Origin of the sequence: Rhodococcus sp. G-MC3 (assembly GCF_030063335.1) — a bacterium.
Lineage (GTDB): Bacteria > Actinomycetota > Actinomycetes > Mycobacteriales > Mycobacteriaceae > Rhodococcoides.
In genome coordinates, this window is sequence record NZ_JASISW010000022.1 from 19,621 (window position 1) to 46,426 (window position 26,806).

The following is a 26,806-nucleotide window of genomic DNA, read 5'->3' on the forward strand; positions in this document are numbered from 1 at the left end:
CGACCAGTGGTGACTCACCCCCGAAACCAACAGCTCGGTTATCATCGAAAATGTTCACTTCTCGAGCCGGCGCACTCCCGGGCAGACTCACATCGACGATGTAAGGAGATTCGGTTGGTGCACGTAGAGAACGCAACGCACCGCAGCGACGTGCCTCCTTCAATCGACGTGGCGGGTCACATGCGTGAACTCGGACGAGCATTGCTGCCCGCGTTCGTGGTCGCGTTGATCGTCGGCGCCGCTGTGTTCTATGTGCGAAGCGAATTGACCGACAAAGAGTATTCGGCGTCGGTCGTCACCGAAGTCAAGCCCAGCCAGACGCTCGTTGCCGGCGACGCTTTCATCGAACAGATGCGCGGCCCCTTCATGCAACTCGCAACGGACACGGACGTACTGAACCAGGCTCTGGGCCAAGTCGACACGGATTTGACTTCGTCGGAGCTCGCAGACGAGTTGACCTTGACCCCGGGTACGTCTCCCGCTCTCCTGACGTTCACGGTCACGGCGGATTCTCCCGAACTCGCCCTCGAACTCGCGCAGTCCTTGGTCTCCACTGTTGCGCAGGCATCAAGGGCCAATGACGCCAGGGACACTCAGGGCCAAGTCGAACAGGTGCAGGCGTCCGTCGCTGCAGCCGAAGCGAAGGTCGGCACGCTCGCAGCCGACGATCCAGCTCGAACCACAGCAACAGCCGAACTAGCCAACCTTCAAGGGCAGCTGTCCAGTCTGCAGAGCGCAGGCGGCGACCAACTCGTGGTGTTGGCCAGTCCGGAGCAGAGCACTGACCCGGTAGCTCCGAAGCCGCTGTCGGAGGCGTTGGTTGCTGCATTGGCGGCATTGATCATCGCCGCCGAATTGATCGTGCTGCTTCGTGGTCGATTCGGATCCAAGCCGAATCGCTCATGGGCGCGGCGTGCAGCGAAGAAGAACGGTGCCCGGTTCGAGCTTGGCCTGGCCGACTTTCTGCCCCCGATACTCGTGGCAAAGATCGACGCATTGCAACGCGAGGGCGAGGAAACGTCGAGCAACGCTCGACATTCCGCCAACAAACGTGACTCGGTGATAGTGGTGCTGGTCGGCGAGGACGCCGCCTACGTCCCCCCACCGACGTATGCGTCAGCCGCCCGACCGAAACGATCCGCTGTGGTCACCATGGGGTTGACGGACGAGTGGTGGCGAGCAGTGGACGTAGCCGCCGTGGACACTGTGGTAGTCCTGCTGTCCAAGGGCGGACACGATCGCAAGGAGGCCGGCCGCACTCTGAAGCGAATTGCCGAGTTCGACCGCCCGGCATACATGCTCTTGCAGTCGAAGAGCCGCAAACGGCCGGAGGCGCAGTCGACGGCGCCGAGGAATACGGAGGTCGAAAGCAATGCCGGATAACCGACTGGCACTCGTGCACGAGCGGTTCACCGAGATCGCCGGTTCCGAGCACGTGATGGAGCAGTTGGCAATTCATTGGCCCAACGCGGATGTGTTCGCGCCTATCGCGCGAGAAGAAGGGATACCCGCGGGCCTGTCGAAACCGCCCTACACGACCTGGCTGAACGGGGTGTACAACGCGATCGGACAACGCTCCTATGCACCGGTGCTGCCCATGATTCCGCTCGCTTTCCGTCACATGAAACTGCAGGACTACGAGGCAGTGGTGGTGAGTCACCACGCTTTCGCCACGCAGGTGGTGTTCGCTACCGACGCTCCCGTCATTGCCTACGTTCACAGCCCGGCACGGTGGGCATGGGATCCCGAGCTTCGGGCCGGCGAGGGCGGCGGGAAGGTAGGCGCCGCCATCCTGACGGCTCTGTCCGCTGTCGCCCGGCGATGCGAGACATCTGCGGCACCGAAATTGACCACGGTGGTTGCCAATTCGACCGCGGTGGCGCAGCGGATCGCGGACTGGTGGGGTCGCGACGACGCACTCGTCGTTCATCCCCCCGTCGATACGGAGGGATTCACTCCCGACGCATCAGTGGAGCGCGAAGACTTCTTCCTTCTCGCCGGACGGCTGGTTCCCTACAAGCGTCCTGATATCGCGGTGCGGGCCGCGGCAGCAGCCGACGTACCGTTGGTGGTTGCAGGCGACGGCCGGGCGATGGATGCGTGCCGCGAGTTGGCCGGTCCGAAAACGACGTTCCTCGGCCGGGTCTCGCACGAGGAGCTTCTGGCGCTGCACCGCAAGGCACGCGCGCTTCTGATGCCGGGCATCGAGGATTTCGGTATCGTTCCCGTCGAGTCGATGGCCACGGGAACGCCGGTGATCGCTCTGGACGAGGGCGGAGCGCTCGATACTGTGGTACCGGGCAAGACCGGTCTGCACGTCGCATCGGGCACGGACGACGAAGTGATCGACGGGTTCACCACTGCGATGCGGTCGTTCGCTCCTCACGACTTCGACCGCTCGGAAATCAGAACGTGGGCGGAAGGCTTCTCGCGTCAGCACTTTCGATCCAGAATGCAGGAGGTCGTCGATGCCGTCCTCTAGGCCCACTTACCGATCGACGGCAATGGACCGCGCGTTCGCCGACGGACGGATCATCGCGGTCACCGGCCCCTCGCTCGGTCTTGATCCCGAGGCCACCCGAGCGACACTTACCGACGCCGAGAACTCCTCTCCCACTCCGAGGCTCGCGCTCGAGCCTCGGAGCGACTCGCGGCAGTGGAATTACCGTCGGTCACTCGCCGATACCGCCGTCCACCACGCCCCGGACGCCGATACCGCTGACCTCGGGAAGCTGTTGACAGACATCAGAAACCGATCCGGCACACGTGGTTCGCTGGAAGTATCGATCTGCGGTGACTATCTCGCGGTCGATTTTTCGCACGGACTCGGCGACGGTCAACTCGGCGTCATGATGATGGCTGCATTCTCCAGCGATCCCGACGGCTCGCTCGCCCCTGGTCTGGCCGCAGGGTTACCCTCGCGCGCAACCTGGACCGCGTTGAGACGGCACTACGCTACGCGACCTTCGGCCGTGCGTGACTTCTGGCGGCTGAGGGGTGCCCACAAGCGCAAGCCGGCACAAGAATCGCTTCACACTCGCACGATCGAGAACTGGACCACAGCGAAGGTCAGCAAATCCGGCTACATGGCCCCCGCTCGAGTCTCCGAGCTGAAGAAGTGGGCCACCACCGAGGCCGAAGGCGCCACGTCGGCATCGATCTCGGTGGCACTCTGGGCAGCGGCACTGCGCGCCGAGAATGTCGCCGTCGACGAACACATCATGATTCTGTTCAATTCACGGCGATACCTCGGGCCCGAGTACGTCGGTGCACACGGCAACTTCGCTGTTGGCATCCCGCTGCATCTGCCCCAGAGTTCGACGCCAGGGGACATCGCATCGACGATGCGTGCAGTCATCGACTCCGGGTGGCCGATCGCGATCCTCGCTATGTCCGAGATCAAAGCAATCCTCCGGCGGAGTTACGCGAAGGTCCCCGACACTGCGGCGGTGGAGGTACCACGCGCGCTGCGACTTGCGGTGAGCGATCTCGGGAAACTGCCGATGTTCGGCCATCTGAAATGGGCCGAGGACGGACGCCCACCGCAGCTCGCGGCGTCCTTGGAACCGGATGGACCCGATGGCGTCACGATGCTCATTGCCGAACTCGGTGGCGGCCGTACGTACACCGCGTCGTACTGCAGCACATTCGTCGACGATGCGATCATCGAATCAGCACTCGCGCGCTTGTGCACCGATCCCGTTGGGCTGCTGCGAGCTGTCCGGCCCTGACTTCAGCGGCGAGTGTAGTTACCGAACGAAGGGGTGTTGCCGATGACCGGTGCAACCAAGGTCTTGTTTCTTGCGCACACCGGTCAGGTCTCCGGTGCGGAGAAGGTGTTGCTCGATCTGATCGGCGAGGCACAACGCGGCGGGCTCGATGTCATAGTCGCGTGTCCGAGCGGTCGACTGTCGGAGTCACTCCCGAACGGCGTTCGACATGTGAAGATCAGCCAGCTGGGCCTCGGCGGTGAACGCGGACTTGCCCGCGGCTTGGCGACAGTACGTCTGGTGTACCGGTGGATCGATGCGGGGCGCAAGCTTCGTTCCCTCGCACGTGCCGACGATACCGAAACCGTCGTCAATTCGCTGTTCGCTTTGCCCGTTGCGCGGCTCGCTCGTCCCGCCAGGGGCGCCTCGTGGCTGGTGCACGACACGATGACGAGCAGCAAGCAGCGCGCGGTGGTTGCGATCAGCAAACCCGCGATTCGCATCGCGGTATCGGTATCTGATGCCACCGCGGCCCCACTGCGCGCTGCAAACGTACCGGTGCTCGTGTCGCACAACGGCGTCCGATGGCCGGTGCCCCAGTTCGGCGGTGAACTGCACGATCCACCGGTCATCGGAATGCTGGCACTTCTCACGGAATGGAAGGGACACAGGGTCTTGCTCGATGCCGCTGCGACTCTTCCCGGAATTCGTGTGGAGTTGGCAGGCGGGAGCTTCCCCGGTGACGCCGAGTATGTAGCCGAATTATCATCGAGGGCCGGACAGCAGGATCTTGCCGGACGAGTCGAATTCCTCGGGCACATCGACCCCGACACGGCCCTGCAGCGGTGGGATGTCGTGGTGTCCGCCAGCACATCCCCGGAAGCGGGGCCGCTCTCGGTACTCGAAGCGATGTCACACGGTCTTCCTGTTGTCGGCACCGACCACGGAGGTACCAGCGAGTTCTTGACGGGTGGCGCTGGAATTCTGGTGGAGCCCGGAAACTCGGTTTCTCTGGCCGAGGCTCTCGACTCGGTTCTCGCCGACGAGACGTTGCGTCGCTCCATCGCCGATGCCGCCCGCACTCGTGTTGCCGCCGAGCACGATCTCTCGGTTACACTCCCTGCGCTTCTGGACAAGTTGATATCGCGTCGATACGTGGCACCGGTCGAATCCTAGTCAGACGGCACACCGAACGCCATGATCGCGGCGTCGTCTTCGAGTCCGTCGCCGAAGCCGTCCAGAATTTCCCGGAGGGCGGCCACGATACCGACTGCAGTCGACGGCGCGCTCGACCGTGCAAAATCGAGCAGCGAACCATGGTCGTCGTATCGCTCACGTCCGCGCCCGGTCCTGGCCTCGGTCAGTCCGTCGGTGTACAGCACCAACGTATCCCCCGGCGTCAACAGAACTCGGGCCGAGGTGAACTTCGCATCGGGAAGAATTCCGACGAGTTGTCCACCTGGAGTGTCGATGTACCGCGCAGATCCATCCGATCCCAATACCAGAGCGGGTGGATGCCCACCGCTGGCCAATTCGACGTCGAATCCCCCCGAGCACGCAGTGAGAACTCCGAATACTACCGTGCAGAATCGTGCATCGTCGTGGCCGAACTCCTGAACGAGCACAGAATTGAGGTTGTGCAGCACGGCAACTGGATCACGGTCGTACACGGCCGCCGCGCGCAGGGTATACCGCGTCGAGGACGTGACGACGGCGGCATCCGGCCCCTTCCCGCACACATCACCCAGGAAGAAACCCCAGCGGTCGTCCGACAGAGGAAACAAGTCGTAGAAATCGCCGCCGACGTCGTAGCGAGACGCGAAGTGGTAGTACGCAGCAGCATCGAGCCCGGGCGGCGGAGACAACGTCGGCGGCAGCAACGAGCGCTGAAGTGTTTTCGCCAGCAACTCAGTTCGTTCGCGCTCGACCTCGGCGAGGCGCCTCTCCTCCAGCAATTCACGCTCGTAGGAACGGCGATCTCTGGCATCGATAGCCGTGATCCGAATCGACACCGGCCTACCGTCGGTTCCCGCTTTGACGTTGGCGCTGATGAACATCGGCAGCCGCGCACCGGTCGAATCGACCATATCGAGTGCCACGCTCTCCACTTCACCGTTCATCCGGAGCACGGGAGCAAAATGCGTTTCGAAATGGATCCGTCCACCGACGGTCAGAAGGTCGACGAACCGGCGACCGACGAGTTGGTCCCCGTCGAAACCGAGCCAGCCGCGGAGAGTCGCGTTGACTCTTGCAATTCGACCGTCGGGCCACGTGGACAGATACCCGCACGGCGCGTTCTCGTACAGATCTTCTGCGGTGTCGTGGAGGACGGGATCGCTGTCGTTCATCGATCGTGAACGAACGAGAGGATCGCGCTCGCCGTTGCCTTCGGATCGCTGACGTGTGGGCAGTGCCCGCTCGTGTCGAGGGTGATCAGTTCACAACCGGCGATATTCTCGCGCACGTAGCGCCCAACCCACCGCGGTGCCAGGGAATCTTCGGCGCACTCGACGACGAGTGTCGGCGTGGAGACTCGGGCGAGGTCTTCGCGATTGTCCGAAAGGAACGTCGCCCGTGCGAACGCCCGAGCACACGCCGGATCGGTTCGGCAGAAGCTGTCGGTCAACTGCTCGCTCAATTCTGCGCGGTCCGGGTTACCCATGATCGACGGTGCCATTGCCCGTGACCAGCCCAGGTAGTTGCTGTCCAGCGATTCGAGCAACTCGTCGATGTCACTTCGACTGAACCCGCCGCGGTAGTCGCCCTCATCGATGTAGCGCGGGGACGGCGTCAACAGCACGAGTCCGGCGAACAGTTCAGGATGTGCGGCCGCAGCCAGCACACCGATCATCGACGCGACGGAATGGCCGACGAAGATCACGTCCTGCAGGTTGAGGTCACGGACGATGTCGACGACGTCGCAGGCATAGGCGTCGAGCGACGAGTATGTCTCTTCGTCCCAGACCGACACGTCGGACCGGCCTGCGCCGACGTGGTCGAACAACACGACGCGGCAGGTCGGGACCAATAACTCGGTCACCGCGCGCCACAAGGTCTGGTCGCAACCGAACCCATGGGCGAGCATGACGGTCGGCCCGGATCGGGACCCGGTGACCGTGACGTTGTTCTTTGCTCGTACGTCCACCCGCACAGTCTGTCACCCGGCCGATCGTCGTCCGAACGCATCGGTCATGATTCTCGTCCATGCCAGGAATACAGCCATACAATTTTAGGTTGAAGCGACAATGAAGAAGATCGGGTTCCTGTCCTTCGGCCATTGGACGCCGTCTCCGCAATCGCAGACGCGCTCGGCCTCCGACGTACTCCTCCAGTCGATCGACCTCGCCGTCGCGGCAGAGGAGTTGGGCGCGGACGGCGCCTACTACCGCGTGCATCACTTCGCCAATCAACTCTCCTCACCCTTCCCGCTGCTCGCAGCGATAGGGGCGAAAACCTCGAAGATCGAAATCGGGACCGGCGTAATCGACATGCGCTACGAGAATCCCTACTACATGATCGAGGACGCCAGTTCCGCCGATCTGATCTCGGGCCGACGACTGCAGCTCGGTATCAGTCGGGGATCGCCGGAGCAGGTCATCGAGGGTTACCGATACTTCGGCCATACCCCGGTCGAGGGCACGGATCACGCAGAGATGGCACGCGAGCACACACGGACGTTCCTCGACCTTTTGGAAGGTAAGGGCTTCGCAGAGCCCAATCCGCGCCCGATGTTTCCCAACCCGCCCGGCCTGCTGCGTCTCGAACCGCATTCCGAAGGGTTGCGGGAGCGAATCTGGTGGGGCGCAGGAAACAGGCAGACCGCGCAATGGGCTGCCGAACAGGGTATGAACCTGATGAGTTCGACTCTGTTGACCGAGGACACCGGCATCCCGTTCCACCAACTACAGGCCGAGCAGATCGAACTGTTCCGAAAGACATGGGCAGTTTCAGGGCACGCCTACCAACCGCGAGTGTCGGTCAGTCGCAGCATCTTCCCGATCGTCAATGACGTCGACCGTGCGTACTTCGGTGGCCAGGCCGATGGCGAGGACCAGGTCGGGTACATCGACGGCGGGATTGCTCGCTTCGGAAAGTCGTATGCAGGCGAGCCGGACCGCCTCATCGAGGAGTTGGCAGCCGACGAAGCTGTTGCCGCCGCTGACACTGTTCTGTTGACGGTGCCCAATCAGCTCGGGGTCGACTATTGCGCGCATGTAATGGATGCGCTCCTGACCGAGGTCGCGCCTGCCCTTGGATGGCGCTGACCGCAGGGCCCGGTCAGGCCAGCAGCGAGGCACTGCGCAAAGCTGCGCGGACGTCCTCGTGATGCCACTCGTCAAGTTCGACGAGTGGCAGCCTGATGCCTCCCGGCATGAGGCCCATCTCGGCGAGCGCCCACTTGACCGGAATCGGATTCGGCTCGGCGAACAAGGCGCTGTGCAAGCCCACCAGGTTCGCATCGATCTCTGAAGCTGCCTCGGCGTCGCCCTCGAGCGCTGCCGCGCACATACGAGCCATGGCCTCGGGGGCGACGTTCGCCGTGACCGAGATATTGCCGTGGAACCCGGCCAACATGCTTGCGCACGCGGTGCTGTCGTCTCCGGAGTAAAGCGCGAAGTCCGCCAGCTCCAGTGCAACAAGTTCGCGTACCCGATCGAGGTCCCCCGCGGCCTCCTTGAGGCCGACGATGTTGGGAATCTCCGAGAGCCGCGCAACGGTCGACGGGAGCATGTCGCAGCCGGTGCGTCCCGGAACGTTGTACAGATACTGAGGAATGTCGACGGCTTCCGCGACCGCGCGGAAGTGCCGGTACAGACCCTCCTGCGGCGGCTTGTTGTAGTAAGGCGTGACCAGCAATGCGCCATCAGCGCCCGCAGCAAGCGCGGCCCTGGTCAAGTGGATCGCCTCGGACGTCGAATTGGCGCCGGTACCCGCGATCACCGGAACACGTCCTGCCACCACCTCGATCGTGCGCCGGATGATCTCCGTGTGCTCGGACACCGACAGCGTCGAGGACTCCCCCGTGGTACCGACCGACACGATGGCGGAGGTACCCGAGGTGACCTGGCGTTCAACGAGTTCGCCGAACGACACGTGGTCGACTTCACCGCTCTCGGTCATCGGAGTGACTATTGCAACGATGCTTCCGGTGATCACGCTTCCGACGCCTTCCGTCCAAGTGCTTACAGGGTTCGAGCTTCGCACAGGATGGTAGACGAATGCAGCGAGCGAGACCGCACGCAGGACTAGCGGGCGCGTGGAATCAGACGCTCGAGCTGCGTGACGTGCCCGGGCACCAATTCTTCGAGCGCCGTTACCCCGAGAAGACGCATCGTCCGTTCCACCTGTTCGGACAGAATGTCGACAGCTCTGTTGACACCGGCCTCACCACCGGCCATCAGGCCGTACAGGTAAGCGCGTCCGACCAGAGTGAACCGGGCACCGAGTGCGATCGAGGCAACGATGTCGGCTCCGGACATGATGCCGGTGTCGATCATGACCTCGGTATCCTTTCCCACTTCCCGAGCAACGTCGGGTAGCAGGTGGAACGGAATCGGGGCACGGTCGAGTTGTCGGCCGCCGTGATTGGACAGAATGATGCCGTCGGCACCGAGCTCGGTCACGGCTTTGGCATCGTCGAGCGTTTGTATACCCTTCACGACGAGTTTTCCCGGCCACTGCGACTTGATCCACGCGAGGTCCTCGAACGTCACGGTGGGATCGAACATCGTGTCGAGCAATTCGGCGACGGTACCGGACCAGCGATCGATGGACGCGAACGACAGCGGCTCGGTCGTCAGAAGATCGATCCACCACTTCGGGCGCGGAAGCGCATCGAGGACGGTGCCGGGTGTCAGCGCCGGCGGGATGGTCATGCCGTTCCTCTTGTCGCGGAGCCTGGCTCCTGCCACGGGTACGTCGACGGTCACCAGCAGGGTGTCGAAACCCGCCGCTGCGGCCCGATCGACAAGCGCCATCGAGCGCTCACGGTCCTTCCACATGTACAGCTGGAACCAGTTGCGACCCCGCGGGTTCGCATCGCGGACGTCCTCGATCGAGCTCGTTCCCATCGTCGACAGCGAGAACGGAATTCCTGCACGCGCGGCAGCGTGAGCACCCGCGATTTCACCCTCGGTCTGCATCATGCGGGTGAATCCCGTCGGTGCGATACCGAAGGGAAGGGAAACCGGGGCTCCGAGTACGTCCCACCCGGTCGAGATCTTCGACACGTCACGCAGGATGGCCGGATGAAACTCGATGTCCTGGAACGCCTGCCGCGCCCGCCCGATCGACAGCTCGGCTTCGGCCGACCCGTCGGTGTAGTCGAATGCGGCCGTCGGGGTGCGCCGCTTGGCGATCGCGCGCAGATCTTCGATCGTCAGGGCCGCGTCGAGTCGACGCTTCTTCGCGTTGAGTTCGGGCTTCTTGAACTGCATGAGGGGCGCGAGGTCGCGCACCTTGGGGAACTGCCTCTTGATCATCTTGTGTTCCTTTCCGGTGATCACGCGGTGCGTGAACCGTGACGCGGCGAGGGTTCGTGACGTATGGGCGGAAACGCCGACGCCACGGTGTGCCGGAGTCGTTGCAGGTCTCCGTCGATCAAATCGTGTGTCCGCGCCTGCACCAACACGTTACCGATGGCCGTCGCTTCCACGGGGCCCGCAAGTACGGGTAATCCGAGTTCATCGGCAAGCGAACGGCAGAGCAGGGTGTTCTGAGCGCCGCCGCCAACAACATGTACTCGTCGTACATCGACGCCGGACACCGCTGCGGCGTCGCGAACCGAACGCGCGAGTGCAGCGGCAAGCGAGTCGACGATCGCCCGGACGGTCTCGACACGAGTTGCGGGGACAGGTAGACCGCGCTCGGCGTACCACCGAGCGATACGTGCAGGCATGTCGCCGCGCGATAGGAAGCAATCATCGTCGGCCTCGAAGATGTGCGTCGTGGGCGGGCACTGTGCCGCCGCGTCGACCAACTCGGGAAGGTCGACGGCCGTTCCGTCCTGCCCGGTCCATTCGCGAACGGATTCGGACAACAACCACAGTCCCATCACGTTGTGCAACAGTCGGGTTCGTCCGTCCACCCCTGCTTCGTTGGTGAATCCGGCTGCACGAACGCGTTCGTCGATGATCGGAGTGCGCGTCTCGACGCCTACCAGTCCCCATGTCCCACAGGAGATATATGCCGATGTGTCCGGGTCCATGGGTACGGCGGCGACAGCGGAGGCCGTGTCGTGAGATCCGACCGTGGTCACCGTCGCGGCAGGATCACCGTCGACGATACCGGGAAGCACTCGACCCAAGACCGATCCTGGCTCCGCCAGATCCGCGAACAGTGTCTGCGCCAGCCCCAGCCGATCGAGAATCACGGTGTCGAGAGTTCCATCGGTGCCGAACAATCCGGTTGTCGACGCATTCGTGCGCTCGGTCACCTCCTTGCCCGTCAGCCAGTACCCGATCAGATCGGGCACCAGCAACGCACGATCGGCCAGATCCAGAACGCCGTCCGCGCGGTCCACCGCAAGCTGGTAGACGGTGGTGAAGGGCAGAAACTGCAATCCGTTGCGTGCGAACAGTTCTGCTCGGTCCACCACCGACTCGACGAGTTCGACGCCGCGAGCGGTGCGCTCGTCACGGTAGTGATGCGGGAGCCCGAGCAGCGTGCCCTCTCGCAGCAGGCCGTAATCGACCGCCCACGAGTCGACCGCGATGCTCACCAGATTCGTCGACCGACGCGCGGCATCGGCCAGCCCGCCACGGACGTACCCGAAGAGACCTGGAACGTCGGTGTGCAGCACTGCCCGCGTGCCGTTCCACAGGCGCAGTGGTTCGTTCGGAAAGCGCGCGGCCACGTCGAGCTCGAGGACGTCTTTGCCCGCGGAATCCGTTCCGACGGTCGCGAGGACAACTCGTCCGCTCGTCGCGCCGAGGTCGACGGCCGCAACCTGCCCGATCGTCATCGCAGGAACGCAGCGGCAACACCGGCGTCGACCGGCACGTGGAGTCCGGTGGTGTGCGAGAAGTCGGACGTGCACATCACGAACGCGGCATTGGCGATGTTCTCGGGCAGCACCTCGCGCTTGAGCAACGTCCGCTGGGCGTAGAACTTGCCCAGGTCCGACTCGTCCACGCCGTACACCGCTGCCCGCGACGCGCCCCATCCGCCCGCGAAGATTCCCGACCCCTGCACCACACCGTCGGGGTTGATTCCGTTCACCTTGATGCCATGCTCGCCCAATTCGGCTGCGAGCAGACGTACCTGATGAGCCTGATCGGCTTTGGTAGCGGAGTAGGCGATGTTGTTGGGCCCGGCGAACACAGAGTTCTTGGACGAGATGTACAGGATGTCTCCGCCCATCTTCTGCGCGATGAGAGCCGACGCGGCTGCTCGCGAGACCAGGAACGAGCCGCGGGCCATAACATTGTGCTGCAGATCCCAGTCGGCGACGGTCGTGTCGAGCAGCGGCTTGGACAGTGAGAGCCCGGCATTGTTGACCACGAGGTCAATTCCGCCGAACGCGAGAACCGTTGCGTCGACGGCAGCCTGGACCGCGACCTCATCGGTGACATCGGCGCATATACCGACTGCGACATCCGTGCTGCCGATCTCGGCGGCGACGTCGATTGCCTTCTGCGCATCGAGATCTGCGATGACGACGCAGGCACCCTCGGCCGCAAGCCGCTGTGCGATCGCCTTGCCGATGCCCGATGCCGCACCCGTGACCAGAGCGATACGGGTCGCGAGCGGCTTCGGCTTCGGCATACGCGCGAGCTTGGCTTCTTCGAGCGCCCAGTACTCGATCCGGAACTTCTCGGACTCGTCGATCGGGCTGTAGCGCGAGACCGATTCTGCGCCGCGCATCACGTTGATCGCGTTGACGTAGAACTCACCGGCGACGCGCGCGGTCTGCTTGTTGCTGCCGTAGGTGAACATGCCGACGCCGGGGATCAGCACGACTGCCGGGTCCGCTCCCCGGATTGCTGGAGAGTTCTCGGTGGCATAGCGGTCGTAGTACGCCTGGTAGTCCTTGCGGTAGGCGTCGTGAAGAGTCGACAGGCGTTCGATGCACTGTTCGACGGACGCGTCCGAGGGAAGGTCGAGGACGAGCGGCTTGACCTTGGTACGCAGGAAATGGTCAGGGCAACTCGTACCGAGTGCGCCGAGCCGAGGATGTTCGGAAGCTGCGAGAAACTCGAGAACAGCTGCCGAGTCGGTGAAGTGGCCGACCTTCGGCTCGTCGGTCGAGGCAAGACCTCGGATATGAGGCGCGAGGGCAGCAGCCTTGGCGCGCCGCTGCTCCTCCGGCAGTGCCGCATAGCCGTCGAGCGCTGCGCCGAAAGGCTCGGCTTTTCCGTGCTCGTCGAGGTATGCCTGAGCCGCTCGGATGATCTCGAGAGAGTTGGCCTCGGCCACATCACTCGTCTCGCCCCATGCGGTGATGCCGTGACCGCCGAGGATACATCCGATCGCCTGCGGGTTTTCGGCCTTGATTGCCGCAATATCGAGTCCCAGTTGGAATCCCGGACGACGCCACGGCACCCACACGACACGGTCGCCGTAGACGGCGTGAGTCAACTCCTCACCATCGGCAGCTGTCGCGATCGCGATTCCGGAGTCGGGATGTAGGTGGTCGACGTGCGGTGAATCGACCAAGCCGTGCATGGCGGTATCGATGGATGGTGCGGCCCCGCCGCGTCCGTGCAGGGTGTAGTCGAACGCCGCGACCATCTCGTCTTCGCGGTCCATTCCCGGGTAGACGTCGACTAGTGAACGCAACCGGTCGAGACGCAGTACCGCGAGGCCACTCTCGGCAAGGGTCCCCAGATCACCACCGGATCCCTTGACCCACATCAACTCGACGTCGGCACCCGTCACCGGGTCGATGTCGGTGCCTTTGGCCGAGGTGTTCCCTCCTGCATAGTTTGTGTTGGTGGGATCGGAGCCGAGGCGATTCGATCGCGCCAGCAGATCGGCGACAGTCTGATTCATGGTGATGTTCCTTGTGGCAGCGGGGTCGATGGACATGGCTCAGGCACCCCAGGAGGTCTGGGTGCCGCCTACACGGTCGGTTTCGATACGTTCCTGGTACCCGGACTCGCCGTAGGCACGCATCGGCGCGGCGGGCAGACCTCGGTCCTCGCGCCAGGCCTCGAGACGCGGACGCACATCGGTGTAGAAGGCGTCCATGAATATTTCGTTGGCACCGAGAACATCTCCGGATTCCTGAGCAACCGTCAACGCCGAAGTATCGACAAGGGCAGCCCTCAGTGTCATTTCCTGCACGTTGAGCACCGATCTGATCTGACCGGGAATCTTGGCCTCGACGTTGTGGCACTGATCGAGCATGAGTGCGAGGTCGGAACCGGCGGCGAGTCCGCCTCCACGGATCACCTCGAACATGATCCTGAAAAGCTGGAACGGGTCCGCCGCGCCGACGATGAGATCGTCGTCGGCGTAGAAGCGCGAATTGAAATCGAAGGATCCGAGCTTGCCGAGCCTCAGTAGCTGAGCGACGATGAACTCGATGTTGGTACCCGGTGCGTGATGTCCGGTGTCGAGGCACACTGCCGCACGCTCCCCCAGCGCCACGGTGTGCGCATATGAGGTGCCCCAGTCCGGTACATCCGTGACGTAGAAGGCAGGCTCGAAGAACTTGTATTCGAGCACCAATCGCTGCTGCTCACCGACGTGCTGGTAGATCGCCGCGAGCGATTCCGCGAGACGGTCCTGCCTGCCTCTAATATCGCCCTGGCCCGGATAGTTCGTTCCGTCCGCAAGCCATACCTTCAGATCCTGCGATCCGGTCTCGGTCATGATCTCGAGGCAGCGAATGTGGTGGTCGATTGCTTTCTGACGCACCAACTTGTCGGTGTGTGTGAGACTGCCGAATTTGTAGTCGTCGTCCTGAAAGGTATTCGAATTGACCGTCCCCAGTTTCACGCCCTGGTCCTCGGCGTAGCGAACGAGGGCGGCGAAGTCGTCTACCAGATCCCACGGAATATGCAGTGCCACAGCCGGAGCAAGGCCGGTGAGACGATGGACAGTGGCGGCGTCCGCGATCTTCTCCTGAATGGTTCGAGGAGTACCAGGGGTACCGAACACTTTGAACCGGGTGCCCGAGTTGCCGAACGCCCAGGACGGAAGTTCGATCGCGAGGGCGTCGAGAACAGCGGTTGGATCGGGGGTGGTCATAGTGCACGCTCCGGGGTACGGCCGGTTTCGCCGGCGGGATCTGACATTTCAGTGGACACGACACTGCCGTAGCGCTCGGTTTCGATCTCCTGCAGCGACTTCCCGCGGGTGTTCGGTGCGAACACTGCGCCGATAGCCAGAGCGACGGTGAGCAAACCGATCAGCAGAAGACCGACGGTGGTGAGTCCGGTCGCGGCGAGCAACGTCGGGAAGAAGTAGCTGAGCAGCCCGGTCGCCGTACGAACGATGAAGAACATGAATCCCTGCGCGCTGGCTCGGTACGGGGTTGCGAACAGTTCGCTGGCCCAGAGGCTGTAGAACGCCTGCGCGCCGATACCGGATGCGGTGCCCCACGTCACGGCGAAGATCAACAGTGTGGGCATCCCGGCGTCCGTGAAGAACACGAGTATCGCCCACGCCGCGATACCGAGGACTGCACCCAGTATGTACAGAGCCCGCTGCGACACACGATCGGCGAACCTCATGAATCCGAAATACGTGGCCGCGACGGTGCAGCCCCAGACCAGAACCTGAAGCAGGTCCTGCTCGACGGCGCTCTCGACACCGGCACTCTCGTAGACGCGCGGCATGAAAATGCCCGCCTGGCCTGCAACCGTGTTCCAGAAGCCATAGATGCCGATCAACACGAGCAGAGCGGTGATGTTGACCCGCTTGGTGAACAAGCCTTTCAACCCCTGTGCTCCGAACGTCACGGCCCGAGCCGCAGCAGCGGCGGTGTCCTTCGCCTCGTCCTTCCAGATCACCGACTCGGGCAGTCCCTGACGGATCCACCAGACGACAGCAGCCACAACGAAGAGGTGGAGAAAGATGATGCGCGAGCCGAGCAGATCGAGTGGTGACAACGCAGCGGCGAGCGCAAATCCGACGAAAGGTCCCACCGACCAGGCGAGTTGAGCCGTGCCGACATGTCGAGCACGTTCACGTGAGGGGGCTTGCTCGGCGATGTAGGTCCACGACGCCGGAACGCCCGCCCCCACCGCGACGCCGGTGATCACGAACGCGGCGAGGAGCATGGTGAAGTTGACCGCGAATGCTGCGAGCAGTACCCCGACCATGTACACCATCAGGTCGTAGGTATAGATGGCCTTTCGTCCGAAGCGGTCGCACAGTGGCCCGCCGATGCCGGCGCCGATGGCCGCACCGAAGGCGTTGGCGCTGAAGGCGGCCAGCAAACCGACGGCGAGGTTGCTGATACCGAACTCGTTCTGCCACAACGTGAGTGAGGTTGCGATCGCAATGATCGATCCAGCTTCGATGTAGTTGCTCATCGCAACCGAAATGGTTGCCTTCCACCCGGTGGTGGATGTGGCGCCAATTTTCATGAGGGCTCCGGAATCATTGTGAGGGATGACATCTCGCGACTCGAGGTCAGGGAAGGTGAAAGTAGTGAGTGAGAAACTCGAGGGGTGCATCGGGACGAGCCGACGGTTCGAAATATTCGGCCATGGTCTTCTGCCAGCGGGCGTCGACATCCGTCGCGCTCATCGCTGCTGTCATCGCCTGCGGGTCCCGAGACTCGACGTAGCCGACCACGAGGCCGTCCTCCTTACGGAGAAACAGCGAGTAGTTCCGCCATCCGGCGGTGCGTAGCGCATCGAGCATCTCCGGCCACACGTGTTCGTGAGCGGCGAGATAGTCCTCGACACGCTCCGGGCGCAGGGCCAGCAGGAAGCACATGCGTTGGGTCTTCGATGTGGATGCGTCGGTAGCGATCGGGTTCATCGAGCCTCGATAAGCAGAAGGTACAGGGAGACCTCCGATTGACACGCTTTGATTGAAACGTTTCATTCAGTGGTCTTGCTCACCATAATGGCTCAATGAGATCCGCGTCAAGAGCCCCCGACTACTCTCGACGTGCGGAGGCACCACTCGAAGTTGAGAAACCTCGCACACCGGCGTCGGTTCACGCGAATGTGACACCGGCAGTATTCGACCCTGCCCCGACTGTTCTCACGTGATTACGGCGCGAGAGCGACAAAATCAAGACTTGTCTTCAGCCTTCGGCACGCCTGCTTGATGCGATGGGCCCACTCCCGGTTCGCTGTCCTCGGTTTCGGATCCCTCGTCTGCGGGACGCTCGTCGGCAGGAGACGCTGTGGCTCCGCTCGGCGTCTTCGACGGATCCGGCGACTTGGCCTGATCGTCTTCGACCGGACCTCGTGCACCGGCGGCGTTGGGGCCGGCCTTCTCCGTCTGCGGATGGACGTCGGCGCGCTCCTTTCGCCCCTCGTACGGAGGCACCACCGGCTCGACATCGTTGATTTCGTCAGTGAACTCCGGCTCCGCCTGACGACCGGCATCGGAATCGGGGTCGCGATACCCCGGCGCCGCGGACTGCATTTCCTCGTCGTCGAACGATCCGCTCGGTCGATCTGCCGAGCCCTTCCCCACAGCTTCGAACCCGCGCGAACCCGTTTCGCCACGTTCGGATTGCGGCTCCTCGTCCTGATGCTTTCCAGATCCAGCATTCATCAGATCCTCCTCGATTTTCGCACCCGCCCTTATCGACGTGTGTGCGCTCCTCTCAGACTGCTCCCCCTGTCAAGGCCACGACAAGGTCTCGAACGCTCAATTACAAGCCCTGCCGCTGGACCCACTCCCCTCTACAGCTCCGCCGCAAGTGCGCGACCAGCCTGGCGGCCACTAAAGATGCATCCGCCGAGGAATGTGCCCTCCAACGATCGATATCCATGCACGCCGCCACCGCCGAATCCCGCTATCTCACCGGCGGCCCACAGACCGGGCACACTCGTGCCGTGATTATTCTGAACTCGCCCGGCGAGGTCGGTTTGAATGCCGCCCAACGTCTTACGGGTGACGATGTTGAGCCGGACGGCAATCAACGGTCCCGACTTCGGATCCAATATCTTGTGTGGTGATGCCGTCCTGGCAATCCGTTCACCGCGTGAGCGACGGGAATTGTGGATGGCAGAAATCTGCAGGTCCTTGGTGAACGCGTTGTCGGTCTCGCGGTCGCGAGCGACGATCTGGCGATGCAGATCATCTCGATCGATCAGTGGTTCGTCGGTTATCTTGTTCATACTTGCGACGAGGTCGTCGATGTTGTCGGCCACAACGAAGTCCTCACCGTGCTTCTTGAACGCCTCGATCGGACCGCTGGCCCCAGGTAAGACACGTTTGAGAACAAGTTTGAGGTTCTTGTCGGTGATATCGGGGTTCTGTTCCGATCCCGACAGCGCGAACTCCTTCTCGATGATCTTCTGGGTGAGCACGAACCACGAGTAGTCGTAGCCGGTGTCCTGAATTGCTCGAAGGGTGCCGAGAGTGTCGAAACCAGGAAAGTTCGGGGCCGGAAATCGACGGCCACGAGCGTCGAACCACATCGACGAGGGTCCCGGAATGATGCGGATACCGTGATTGGCCCAGATCGGATTCCAGTTTCTGATGCCTTCGGTGTAGTGCCACATCCGGTCCTTGTTGACCAACCGTCCGCCGGCGCGCTCGGTGATGCCGATCATGCGTCCGTCGACGTGTTCGGGCACACCGGAGATCATGGACTTGGGGGCGGTCCCCAGCCTGGCGGGCCAATTTGCGCGGACGAGATCGTGATTGCCTCCGATCCCGCCCGCGGTGACCAGGACCGCGCCTGCGTGGAGTTCGAAACCGTCGACCTCGGTCCTGTTACTGCCTGATCCGCGCTCGGACACGCTGGGTTCGAGCACTGCACCGCGAACGCCATCGACTACGCCGTCGGTCATGGACAACTCGTCGACGCGATGGCGGAATCCGAAGCGCACCAGGCCTCTACCCGCAGCCTCCCGTACACGGCGTTCGAACGGTGCGACGACGCCCGGCCCGGTCCCCCAGGTCAGATGGAACCGGGGAACCGAGTTGCCGTGGCCGTCGGCGAGGTAGCCACCGCGTTCGGCCCAACCGACGATCGGTACCCACCGCAACCCCTGACCATGCAACCAGGACCGCTTCTCCCCCGCCGCGAAGTCGAGATACGCACGCGCCCACTGGTAGCCCCAATAATCCTCCCCCGCGGGATCATCGATGCCGCGGTCGAATGTGGCGGTTCCGAGCCAGTCCTGCCATGCCAGTTCAGGTGAGTCCTTGATTCCCATCCGGCGCTGCTCCGGGGTGTCGATCATGAAGAGACCACCCAGCGACCAAAAGGCTTGACCGCCGAGATTCTGCTCGGGCTCTTGGTCGAGAAGAAGAACCTTCTTGCCTGCATCTGCCAGTTCGGCCGTAGCCACCAACCCCGCCAGTCCAGCTCCGACAACGATCACGTCCGCGTCCATCTCCGGTCCTCTCCTCGCTCACCCATCGGGCTTGCGCGACCCGATAGCTCTCGTCGCCTTCGACAATGCTGAAAATGACAAACAAGCGCAAGAAAACGGTCCGAATCGACGATATGATTTATCAACCGGTGACAAGCCGGCATCCCTGAGAGAGGTTGCTTGCACTGTGCACCCCGCCCGCGACATCGTCGCTGCTCGGATCGACGGCCGGATGCAGACGGTGGTGGCGACGGCAGTCGATGCGATCCGCGAGGCGATACCCGCGTATCGAGATCTGCGCGGCGCACAACTCGCCGACGTCGAGGCCATCACCTATTGGTCGCTTCGCAGGCTCCTGCAGCTGTGGTCCGGCGGTCGCGACACACTCGACGACCGGGATCAAGCAAGATTTCGTGCGATCGGGGTCGCGCGCGCCTCGGATGGCAGACCGCTCACCGACGTACTTCGGGCCTACCGTGTCGCGTCGAGTGTGTTCGTACGGCACGTGGCCACCGAGTACCTGAACGATCTGGAGCCGGGAGACATCGCCGAACTCAGTGTCGTGCTGATCGAAGGAATCGACCTGATCTCCGAGGCAATTATCGATGCTTACACCTCGGCTAGGGGGCGACTGCTCTCCGATCGCAGCCAAGCGCGTGCCGCACTTCTCGATGATCTGATTGCAGGGCGTCAGAGTTCACCCGGTGCACTTGCGGACCGTAGCCGCGAACTGGCTCTGGATCTGCCGGATCGTCCGCACATTCTCGTCGTACAATCCCTCGAGACATCGAGGCCGCCCAGCGATGACGCTGTCGACGCAGCCGTGGAAGCACTTGTCGGCACCGGCAGCCAGCTGTGCACCAGACGGTCACTTCGCGCGATCTTCCTGCTGCCGAACACCATCACGCCCGAGGACATCGAGAGCCTTTGTCGGACAATGCTGTTACGCGGATGCATGATCTCCGGACACCCGATAGGCGATGTCGGCACAGCGTACAGACTTGCCGAGTACGCCCTCGATACCGCCCCGGAACACGCATATGGAGAGCGCTCGGTACTCGACGAAGGTGACGCGCAGCTTCTCGCGTTGCTCACCGCCCGGCCCAGCGCCGACACCGGCGCAGTCGTGGCGTCCATCCTCGGCCCGCTGGCCGACCCCGCGAACGACCACATCCTCGCCGGTCTGGCGTCGTTCATCTCCACCGGAACGGCAACCGCGGCCGCAGCCGCGCTTCTCGTACATCCGCAAACCCTGCGATACCGCCTTCGGCGAGCCCGTGAGCTCACGGGTAGGGACCCTAGAAATGGTTGGCACCGGCTCGCACTCGACACCGCTATCCAGCTGCGCCAACTGTCGACACCGCGGTCCTCGCGGCGCCACTGACAAGAACACCCGATGACAAGGATTCATGGTTGACCACCGGCGGTAGCGCACCGTTTCTCGAGTAGGTATCGGTTCAGGCCCGAAACTCGATACCGCTTACCCATTTGGTGTTGTGAACGCCGGGAAGGGCAGGAATTATGATTCGCGCCGGGTACCCGTGATCCAGGGAGAGCTCGGCGCCGTTGACCATCAACGCCAACAGTCCGTCGGGATGTGTCACCTGATTGCCTTGCAGGATGGCTTGATTGAACGCACCACTCTTCTCGAGCGATGTAACGACGGCGGACCGCGGAGCGGCAACACCGGCGAGCGCCGCTAGGTCTGCGAGCCGCACCCCCGTCCAGGTTTGAGTGCTCGACCAACCCTCGACGCACGCGATCGGCAATACTGCCGTGTGCTGAGGCAGCGATAGAAGCCTGTCGCGGGTCAAGACCACCTCGGAGGAGCCGGTAAGGGTGAGCTGCCAGTCGGGTCCGGCGTCACTGTCGGTTATCCCCGCCGCCGTTGCGGTGCGGTTGATCTGAAAATCGTTGGGTCCGTCCCCATAGGACCGGCCTCGCGGCAACAGGAGCGCCGCTGCGCGCAATGGGCCACCCAACGTCTGGCCGACTGTGAGGATCGCGATGAGGGTGGATCCCGCGGCGACGAGTCCGAGCGCACCGCGGCGAGCAATAGTGGCAGGGGCAGGGTCGCGCGAGACGAGCCCGCTCTCGTCGAGCTCTTCGGGTTCGGTGTCCTCGGTCCTCGTACGGAGTATCTCCATGAGCGACCGCGAACGCAGGGTCCGCCACATCAAGGGAACTTTGAGGACGACGTGGACGACGAATCCGGCGATGAACACCCAGGCACCGAAGTAGTGCGCGGCATAGAAGTCGAAGCCGAAGATGTAGTCGTACTGAATATTGAGAACACCGGTGATGATTTCGAACAGCAGTCCACCGACGAGCGCCAACAGTGAAATACGTTCGAGCAGCTGAGCGATCGACCTGACTGGCGGCCACTGGGTCAGCTTGGGCATCACCGACCAGAGCTTTGCGACGACCAGTGGAATGATCACCAACCCGAGGCCGACGTGTAAACCCTGGGTGAGTTGGTAGAGCCAGACTGGGTCGGTGGGCCAATCGAAGGTCGGGAGCTTCAACCATCCGACGTTGCCCGGTCGCGCTTGTCCGAACTGTGGGCTGTACGCGATATAGGACAGCAGACCGGTCACGATGATGATCGGGAGTGCTACCAACAGCAGCGATCCGAAGAACGACGTCAGCCACGGCCCGCGCAACGGGCTTCGAAAGCGTGAGAGCCGTTCGAATCCAGGTGGACGGAGCCGAGCCATCGAACGGAAGACCGGAACGGGAAACCCGTATTCGGAGTCCGACGCAGGTTCAGGCAACAGCGACTCTTTCGGCCCTGGTCCACCCGATTTCGCCACGTCGCGATCCTAATCCTCGTCTGCCTTCGTTATATGTACTTCGCTACGGAAGGATCGCCGGATTGCCGGAAGATGCATCGGCGAGGTCAGCGCGGTGAGGGGATGTGCCTGACGACGAAGTACCGTGGATCGATCGGTTCGACCAACGCTGTGCAGGAGGTTCGATGTCGCAGTCCAGCCGGGTTCACTCGTTCACCGACGACGCGCTCGGGGAACTCGACGCAACCGGTGTTGCAGCGGCTATAGCCGCAGGCGACATCACAGCAGCCGAGGGTGTCGACGCCGCAATCGCGCGCGCCGAGATGGTCAACGGTCGCCTGAACGCGATACAGACCGCGGACTTCGACCGAGCACGCAGCAGCGCCCGCAGCCTGGGGCCGGGCGTCTTCGCGGGAGTCCCGACATTCATCAAGGACAACACTGATTTCGCAGGCATGCCGAGCAACCAAGGCTCACTCGCCGTCGATGCCCCGGCCGCGACCCGCAACGCGGCGTTCACCGACCAGCTCCTGTCGACCGGTTTGATCAGTCTGGGAAAATCGACGATGCCCGAGTTCGGATTCAACGCCACCACCGAATACGAATCGCTGCCACCGACTCGCAACCCGTGGAACACCGACTACTCCAGCGGAGCATCGTCAGGCGGATCTGCTGCGTTGGTTGCCGCGGGAGTGGTTCCCATTGCGCATGCAAACGATGGCGGCGGTTCCATACGTATACCTGCCGCGGCCTGCGGGCTGGTTGGTCTCAAACTCACTCGTGGACGCGAGATCATCGACGCCCACGCCTCCGGTATGCCGGTGAACATCGTGTCCAACGGAGTCCTCACCCGAACAGTGCGTGACACTGCAGCGTTCGTTGCGCAGATCGAGCAATACCGCAACCCACGCGGTCTTGCTTCGGTCGGGCTCGTCGAGGGTCCGGTGCGCAGGCGTCTGAGAATCGGCGTAATCACCCGCTCGCTACCCGGCATACCTCTCGACAGTGACACACACGCGGCGGTCTCGAACACCACCCGTGCATTGGCCGACCTCGGGCACGATGTACGCGACATCGGTTTGCCGCTACAGAAGAAAGACCTCCTGGCGTTCCAGGAAGACTTCACGCACTACTGGGGGTTGATGGCCTTCGCGGTCCAGAAATTTGGCAAGAAAACTATGGACTCGACGTTCGACCCGTCGCGGACGGACGCTTTGACGCGAGGACTCTCCCGCATGTTTCTACGGCACTTCTGGCGGACCCCGGGTGCAGTGCGGAGACTACGGAAATCGGAGGCGATCTATCACGAAGCGTTTGCCAACGTCGACGTCATGGTGTCACCGGTAGTGGCACATACGACTCCGCAGCTCGGATACCTCTCCCCAGCACATGGTTTCGACGTACTCATGCCCCGCTTGCTGGCCTACGTCGCGTTCACCCCTCTCAACAATGCGAGCGGCGGCCCCGCGATCTCGCTGCCACTCGAATCGACGGACGGCGGCCTGCCCATCGGTGTCCAGCTTTCGGCCGACCAAGGAGCTGAAAGGCTCCTACTCGAGCTGGCATTCGAACTCGAAGCTGCGCAGCCATTTCGAAGAATATTCGACGCAGTCGAATGAACCGATATCTGCAGCGCACGCGATAGCAGGAGAAGGCTGGACGGAATTCGGTTCAGGTTCTATCGCTGATAGTGACTGATGCTTCCCCCGACGGTCGTGAGCAGAATGGGCGCGTCGGCGAGTTCGTCTGGAGGCGCAGCAAGTGGATCGACGGCGAAGGCCGTGAGATCTGCGCGCATACCCACCGCGATACGACCTGCAGTTCTCGATTCGCCTGCAGCCGCCGCAGCATGAGTCGTGTAGCCCTCTAGTGCCATTCGTGCGGTGAGCATCTGTTCTGGGCGGACGGGCTCCACCTCGGGTCGCCCTGCCGGGCGGCGCAGTTGCGCGTCGGCCATGATCGCACGGGGGTCATAAGGTGCGACCGGCCAGTCCGATCCGAGAGCCAAGGTGCCACCCGCGTCGCGAATATCGCGCGTACGGAAAGCTCGGTCAGCGCGTTCGGGGCCCAGGCGCGAAGACCAATTGTCGGTCTGGTCGGCTCGTGTGTAATGAGTGCAATGCGTGGGCTGCATACTCGCGACGACCTGATGCCTGGCGAACATCGGCACCAGATCGTCCGGCAGTGTTTCGATGTGTTCGATGCGGTGGTGCGCTGCCCCGGCGGCTGGACGACAACTCGCAAGGGTGTCCAGCGCGTACCGCACTCCGGCGTCGCCGATCGCGTGCGTCACCAAAGGCACACCGTGACCGGCAAGATATGTTGCTGCCCTTCGGTACTCATCGGGCTCAGGCCAGAACGGCACCGTCGATTCACCATGAGTGTCTGGCTCGTCCAACCAGGCGGTGCCACCATCGATGGTGCCGTCGATCATGAACTTGACACCGTCGACCCTCCACCGGCGTCCCCGTCGACGTTGAAGTTCGGTGATGTGGTCGAGTGCGGCGATGTCGCTACCCGGTAGACAGAACGGAGCAAACCGCAAACGCATCGGCAACTCGCCTTCCGCTTCGAGTGCAAGCATCAGATCACCACTGTCGGTTTCGAAATCCATGGCGTTGCCCGCAGTGATGCCGACTGCAGCCATACCGGTAAGAACGTCGAGCAGGCGTGCGCGACGGGAGTCCGGCGACTCGAGCGGCAGAACCGCGCGGACTACTCCCATCGCCGCCAGTTCGAGAAGGTGCCCGGTAGGAACTCCGTCCGCATCACAGACGATTTCGGATCGTTGCTCGAACGTGCGAGGTCCGTCGACACCGGCGAGCGCGAGCGCCGCTGGACTTGCGAGCGCCGAATGCGCGTCGAACATCTCGAGGAACACCGGGATGTCCGAGCCGACTGCGTCAACCAGTGGGGCGTGCGTGACCGGTCGGTCGCCGAAAACGTTAGGGTTCAATCCCCATCCGCGGATCCACTCCCCGCGATCGAGATGAGACATACTGCGCAGCAGAGCATCCCGAAGGCCGTCGAGATCCGTCACTGTCGACAGGTCGGTACCGAACGTGAGGTTGAGGCCCATGACCGGATGGATGTGGCCGTCGACAAGGCCTGGCGTCAGCGATCCGCCGCCGAGGTCGATCTCCTCGGTCCGGGAGCTGCGAAGATGGCGGACCGTCACTGCGTCCCCGACTGCAACAATAAGTCCGTCGCAAACGGCAACCGAACGAGGTCCGTCGAAGTCGTCGTCGAGTGTGTGGACCGACGCCGCGTGGATTATCAGATCGGCGCTGCTCATATCTGGGACTCTCTCTCATGTGGTGTGGTTGTGATTGCCTCGTGCTGTGCGCCGAATCCGCCGATGGCGGCGTAGACGTCGGGACGGTGGGAGCGACACCACATGCCGGCGGCGACACCGGCGAGAATGACCACTCCGACCGAACCGACCAGTAGGACGTTGGTGATCCCGGTGGCGAGTGTCAGGAGTTCGACGTTCTTGATCAGCAGCGCCGTACCACCTGCCAGCAGCACGGCACCGATCGCTGCGGCAATCACTCCGATACGTTCGGCGGACACCGCCTTCTTCCGCACGAAATAGGCCACCACCGCGATCGAAGTGAGTAGTTGCAGGACAAGCAGTCCGATGATTCCTGGAGTGTTGAGCAGGAGGAGAAGTTTGTAGTATGGATCCGCGCCGGCAAGAGCGAATGCGGACACCACCACCGCAGCAACGACCGTCTGCAGTAGACCCGCACGACTGGGGGACTTGAACACGGGATGGGTGTGGTCGAGCCAACGAGGCAAGATTCCGTCGTTCGCCAGTGAGAGGGTGTACCGGTTGATGGCGTTGTGGAAAGCAATCTGCGATGCCAGTGCACTCGTGACGATCAGAACGGACATGACGTCGGATGCCCAGAGGCCGACGTATTTCTCGATCGCCGTGAAAAACAACCCGGCGATGTCGCCTCCAGCAGCGGCTTGGACGTCGCGGTCGCCGAACGCCTGCACAATCGACCACACGATGAAGCAGTAGAAGAGTGCCATGAAGCCCACCGCGCAGTACGTGGCCCGTGGAATCGTCCGGTTCGGGTCGCGCGCTTCGGACCGGTAGACCGCCGTGGACTCGAACCCCATGAACGCCGCGAACGCAATCGCGAGAATCCCGCCCATTCCGGGGGAGATAATCGCGTCCGGAGTGAACGAGCTGAACTCGATCCCGTCGGCGCCGCCCTGCACAAGAACAGAGAAGGCCAGCACCAGCAGGATCGCCGTCTCGAAGACCAGCAGCACTCCCAGGATCTTGGCGCCGACGTCGACGCCCCGGCGCCCGATTGCCAATACCACCACGATGGCGGCAAGTGCCAGCACCCACCACTCGATGTGGACGTGCAACAACCGCTCGATCGCGGCCTGCGTCTGCACGGCCATCAGGCCGTAGACACCGATCATGACGGCGTTGTAGGACAGCACTGCGAGAATGCCTGCCGCAAGTCCGAGCGCCTTCCCCAGGCCGAGCGTGATGTAGCTGTAGAACGCGCCGACGCCCCCCACATGCCTGGTCATAGCCAGAAATCCCACGGCGAACACCGCGAACACGGCGCCGGCCCCGAGGTAGGCAACGGGAGCACCGACTCCCCCGACGGCGAGCGCGAGTGGAGCAACTCCAGCCATCACGGTGAGCGGTGCAGCGGCTGCCACCACCATGAAAGCGATTCCGGACGCGCCGAGAGCGTTTGCTCTCAGGGCCGACTCTGGCTCAGGTGCGCTCATGGGCTCATCGATTTGTGTCATGGTGCCTTCCACGGTTTGCGGGCCCGAGAATTAATCGAATGTGATTCGATTA

The 26,806-nt window shown here is 62.9% G+C and carries 21 protein-coding genes; 7 read left to right on the forward strand and 14 right to left on the reverse strand.

What is annotated here, in order from left to right; genetic code table 11:
- The first annotated feature begins 117 nt into the window (after nucleotides 1–117).
- From QMK17_RS20955 to QMK17_RS20970, 4 genes are read left to right on the forward strand one after another with little or no spacing between them, the layout of a single operon-like run.
- Nucleotides 118–1,383 carry a hypothetical protein gene (locus QMK17_RS20955; protein ID WP_283511231.1) on the forward strand — a complete coding sequence of 422 codons (1,266 nt, stop codon included), beginning with the start codon at nucleotides 118–120 and terminating at the stop codon, nucleotides 1,381–1,383.
- Nucleotides 1,373–2,482 carry a glycosyltransferase gene (locus QMK17_RS20960; protein ID WP_283511232.1) on the forward strand — a complete coding sequence of 370 codons (1,110 nt, stop codon included), beginning with the start codon at nucleotides 1,373–1,375 and terminating at the stop codon, nucleotides 2,480–2,482. The genes QMK17_RS20955 and QMK17_RS20960 overlap by 11 nt, the downstream gene beginning before the upstream one ends.
- The gene (locus QMK17_RS20965; protein ID WP_283511233.1) at nucleotides 2,469–3,731 is read left to right on the forward strand and encodes a hypothetical protein; all 1,263 of its coding nucleotides are present in this window, start codon (nucleotides 2,469–2,471) and stop codon (nucleotides 3,729–3,731) included. The genes QMK17_RS20960 and QMK17_RS20965 overlap by 14 nt, the downstream gene beginning before the upstream one ends.
- A gap of 42 nt (nucleotides 3,732–3,773) precedes the next feature.
- Entirely contained in the window at nucleotides 3,774–4,886 is a 1,113-nt protein-coding gene (locus QMK17_RS20970) for a glycosyltransferase family 4 protein (RefSeq protein WP_283511234.1), read from the forward strand.
- On the opposite strand, the gene QMK17_RS20975 is transcribed toward QMK17_RS20970, so the two are convergent.
- Nucleotides 4,883–6,058 (reverse strand): PP2C family protein-serine/threonine phosphatase, encoded by a 1,176-nt coding sequence (locus tag QMK17_RS20975; RefSeq protein WP_283511235.1) that lies wholly within the window; start codon nucleotides 6,056–6,058, stop codon nucleotides 4,883–4,885. The genes QMK17_RS20970 and QMK17_RS20975 overlap by 4 nt on opposite strands.
- The gene (locus QMK17_RS20980; RefSeq protein ID WP_283511236.1) at nucleotides 6,055–6,855 is read right to left on the reverse strand and encodes an alpha/beta fold hydrolase; all 801 of its coding nucleotides are present in this window, start codon (nucleotides 6,853–6,855) and stop codon (nucleotides 6,055–6,057) included. Before QMK17_RS20980 ends, QMK17_RS20975 begins: the two co-directional genes overlap by 4 nt.
- Nucleotides 6,856–6,955: 100 nt before the next feature.
- Here QMK17_RS20980 and QMK17_RS20985 point away from each other — a divergent pair, with 100 nt between their 5' ends.
- The gene (locus QMK17_RS20985) at nucleotides 6,956–7,975 is read left to right on the forward strand and encodes an LLM class flavin-dependent oxidoreductase (RefSeq protein ID WP_283511237.1); all 1,020 of its coding nucleotides are present in this window, start codon (nucleotides 6,956–6,958) and stop codon (nucleotides 7,973–7,975) included.
- A gap of 13 nt (nucleotides 7,976–7,988) precedes the next feature.
- On the opposite strand, the gene dapA is transcribed toward QMK17_RS20985, so the two are convergent.
- The 9 genes from dapA to QMK17_RS21030 form a co-directional block, all read right to left on the reverse strand.
- A complete protein-coding gene (gene dapA / locus QMK17_RS20990) occupies nucleotides 7,989–8,867 on the reverse strand; it encodes a 4-hydroxy-tetrahydrodipicolinate synthase (RefSeq protein ID WP_283511238.1) in 879 nt (292 codons plus the stop codon).
- A gap of 89 nt (nucleotides 8,868–8,956) precedes the next feature.
- The gene (locus tag QMK17_RS20995; protein WP_283511239.1) at nucleotides 8,957–10,192 is read right to left on the reverse strand and encodes an alpha-hydroxy acid oxidase; all 1,236 of its coding nucleotides are present in this window, start codon (nucleotides 10,190–10,192) and stop codon (nucleotides 8,957–8,959) included.
- A 20-nt stretch (nucleotides 10,193–10,212) separates the two neighbouring features.
- Entirely contained in the window at nucleotides 10,213–11,673 is a 1,461-nt protein-coding gene (locus QMK17_RS21000; RefSeq protein WP_283511240.1) for a rhamnulokinase, read from the reverse strand.
- Nucleotides 11,670–13,703, reverse strand: a complete 2,034-nt coding sequence (locus tag QMK17_RS21005; RefSeq protein WP_283511241.1) for a bifunctional aldolase/short-chain dehydrogenase — start codon at nucleotides 13,701–13,703, stop codon at nucleotides 11,670–11,672. The genes QMK17_RS21000 and QMK17_RS21005 overlap by 4 nt, the downstream gene beginning before the upstream one ends.
- A 39-nt stretch (nucleotides 13,704–13,742) precedes the next feature.
- The gene (gene rhaI / locus QMK17_RS21010; RefSeq protein WP_283511242.1) at nucleotides 13,743–14,906 is read right to left on the reverse strand and encodes an L-rhamnose isomerase; all 1,164 of its coding nucleotides are present in this window, start codon (nucleotides 14,904–14,906) and stop codon (nucleotides 13,743–13,745) included.
- Complete coding sequence (locus tag QMK17_RS21015; protein ID WP_283511243.1) at nucleotides 14,903–16,249, reverse strand: MFS transporter; 1,347 nt, start codon at nucleotides 16,247–16,249, stop codon at nucleotides 14,903–14,905. Before QMK17_RS21015 ends, rhaI begins: the two co-directional genes overlap by 4 nt.
- A gap of 46 nt (nucleotides 16,250–16,295) precedes the next feature.
- Complete coding sequence (locus tag QMK17_RS21020) at nucleotides 16,296–16,649, reverse strand: L-rhamnose mutarotase (RefSeq protein ID WP_283511244.1); 354 nt, start codon at nucleotides 16,647–16,649, stop codon at nucleotides 16,296–16,298.
- 258 nt (nucleotides 16,650–16,907) lie between these two features.
- Nucleotides 16,908–17,399, reverse strand: coding sequence for a hypothetical protein (locus QMK17_RS21025; RefSeq protein ID WP_283511245.1), 492 nt, complete (start codon nucleotides 17,397–17,399; stop codon nucleotides 16,908–16,910).
- Between the two features lie 131 nt (nucleotides 17,400–17,530).
- Nucleotides 17,531–19,195, reverse strand: a complete 1,665-nt coding sequence (locus tag QMK17_RS21030; protein ID WP_283511246.1) for an FAD-binding dehydrogenase — start codon at nucleotides 19,193–19,195, stop codon at nucleotides 17,531–17,533.
- Nucleotides 19,196–19,361: 166 nt separating this feature from the next.
- Here QMK17_RS21030 and QMK17_RS21035 point away from each other — a divergent pair, with 166 nt between their 5' ends.
- Nucleotides 19,362–20,558, forward strand: coding sequence for a PucR family transcriptional regulator (locus QMK17_RS21035; protein WP_283511247.1), 1,197 nt, complete (start codon nucleotides 19,362–19,364; stop codon nucleotides 20,556–20,558).
- Nucleotides 20,559–20,631: 73 nt separating this feature from the next.
- Here QMK17_RS21035 and QMK17_RS21040 read toward each other — a convergent pair whose 3' ends face one another.
- Entirely contained in the window at nucleotides 20,632–21,948 is a 1,317-nt protein-coding gene (locus QMK17_RS21040) for a molybdopterin-dependent oxidoreductase (protein ID WP_442972808.1), read from the reverse strand.
- 203 nt (nucleotides 21,949–22,151) lie between these two features.
- Between QMK17_RS21040 and QMK17_RS21045 the strand changes: the two genes are divergently transcribed.
- On the forward strand, nucleotides 22,152–23,585 hold the full coding sequence (locus QMK17_RS21045) for an amidase (RefSeq protein ID WP_283511248.1): 1,434 nt from the start codon (nucleotides 22,152–22,154) through the stop codon (nucleotides 23,583–23,585).
- A gap of 59 nt (nucleotides 23,586–23,644) precedes the next feature.
- Here QMK17_RS21045 and QMK17_RS21050 read toward each other — a convergent pair whose 3' ends face one another.
- Nucleotides 23,645–25,261, reverse strand: a complete 1,617-nt coding sequence (locus QMK17_RS21050; protein ID WP_283511249.1) for an amidohydrolase — start codon at nucleotides 25,259–25,261, stop codon at nucleotides 23,645–23,647.
- Nucleotides 25,258–26,754, reverse strand: a complete 1,497-nt coding sequence (locus tag QMK17_RS21055; RefSeq protein ID WP_283511250.1) for an APC family permease — start codon at nucleotides 26,752–26,754, stop codon at nucleotides 25,258–25,260. The genes QMK17_RS21050 and QMK17_RS21055 overlap by 4 nt, the downstream gene beginning before the upstream one ends.
- Nucleotides 26,755–26,806: the final 52 nt, after the last annotated feature.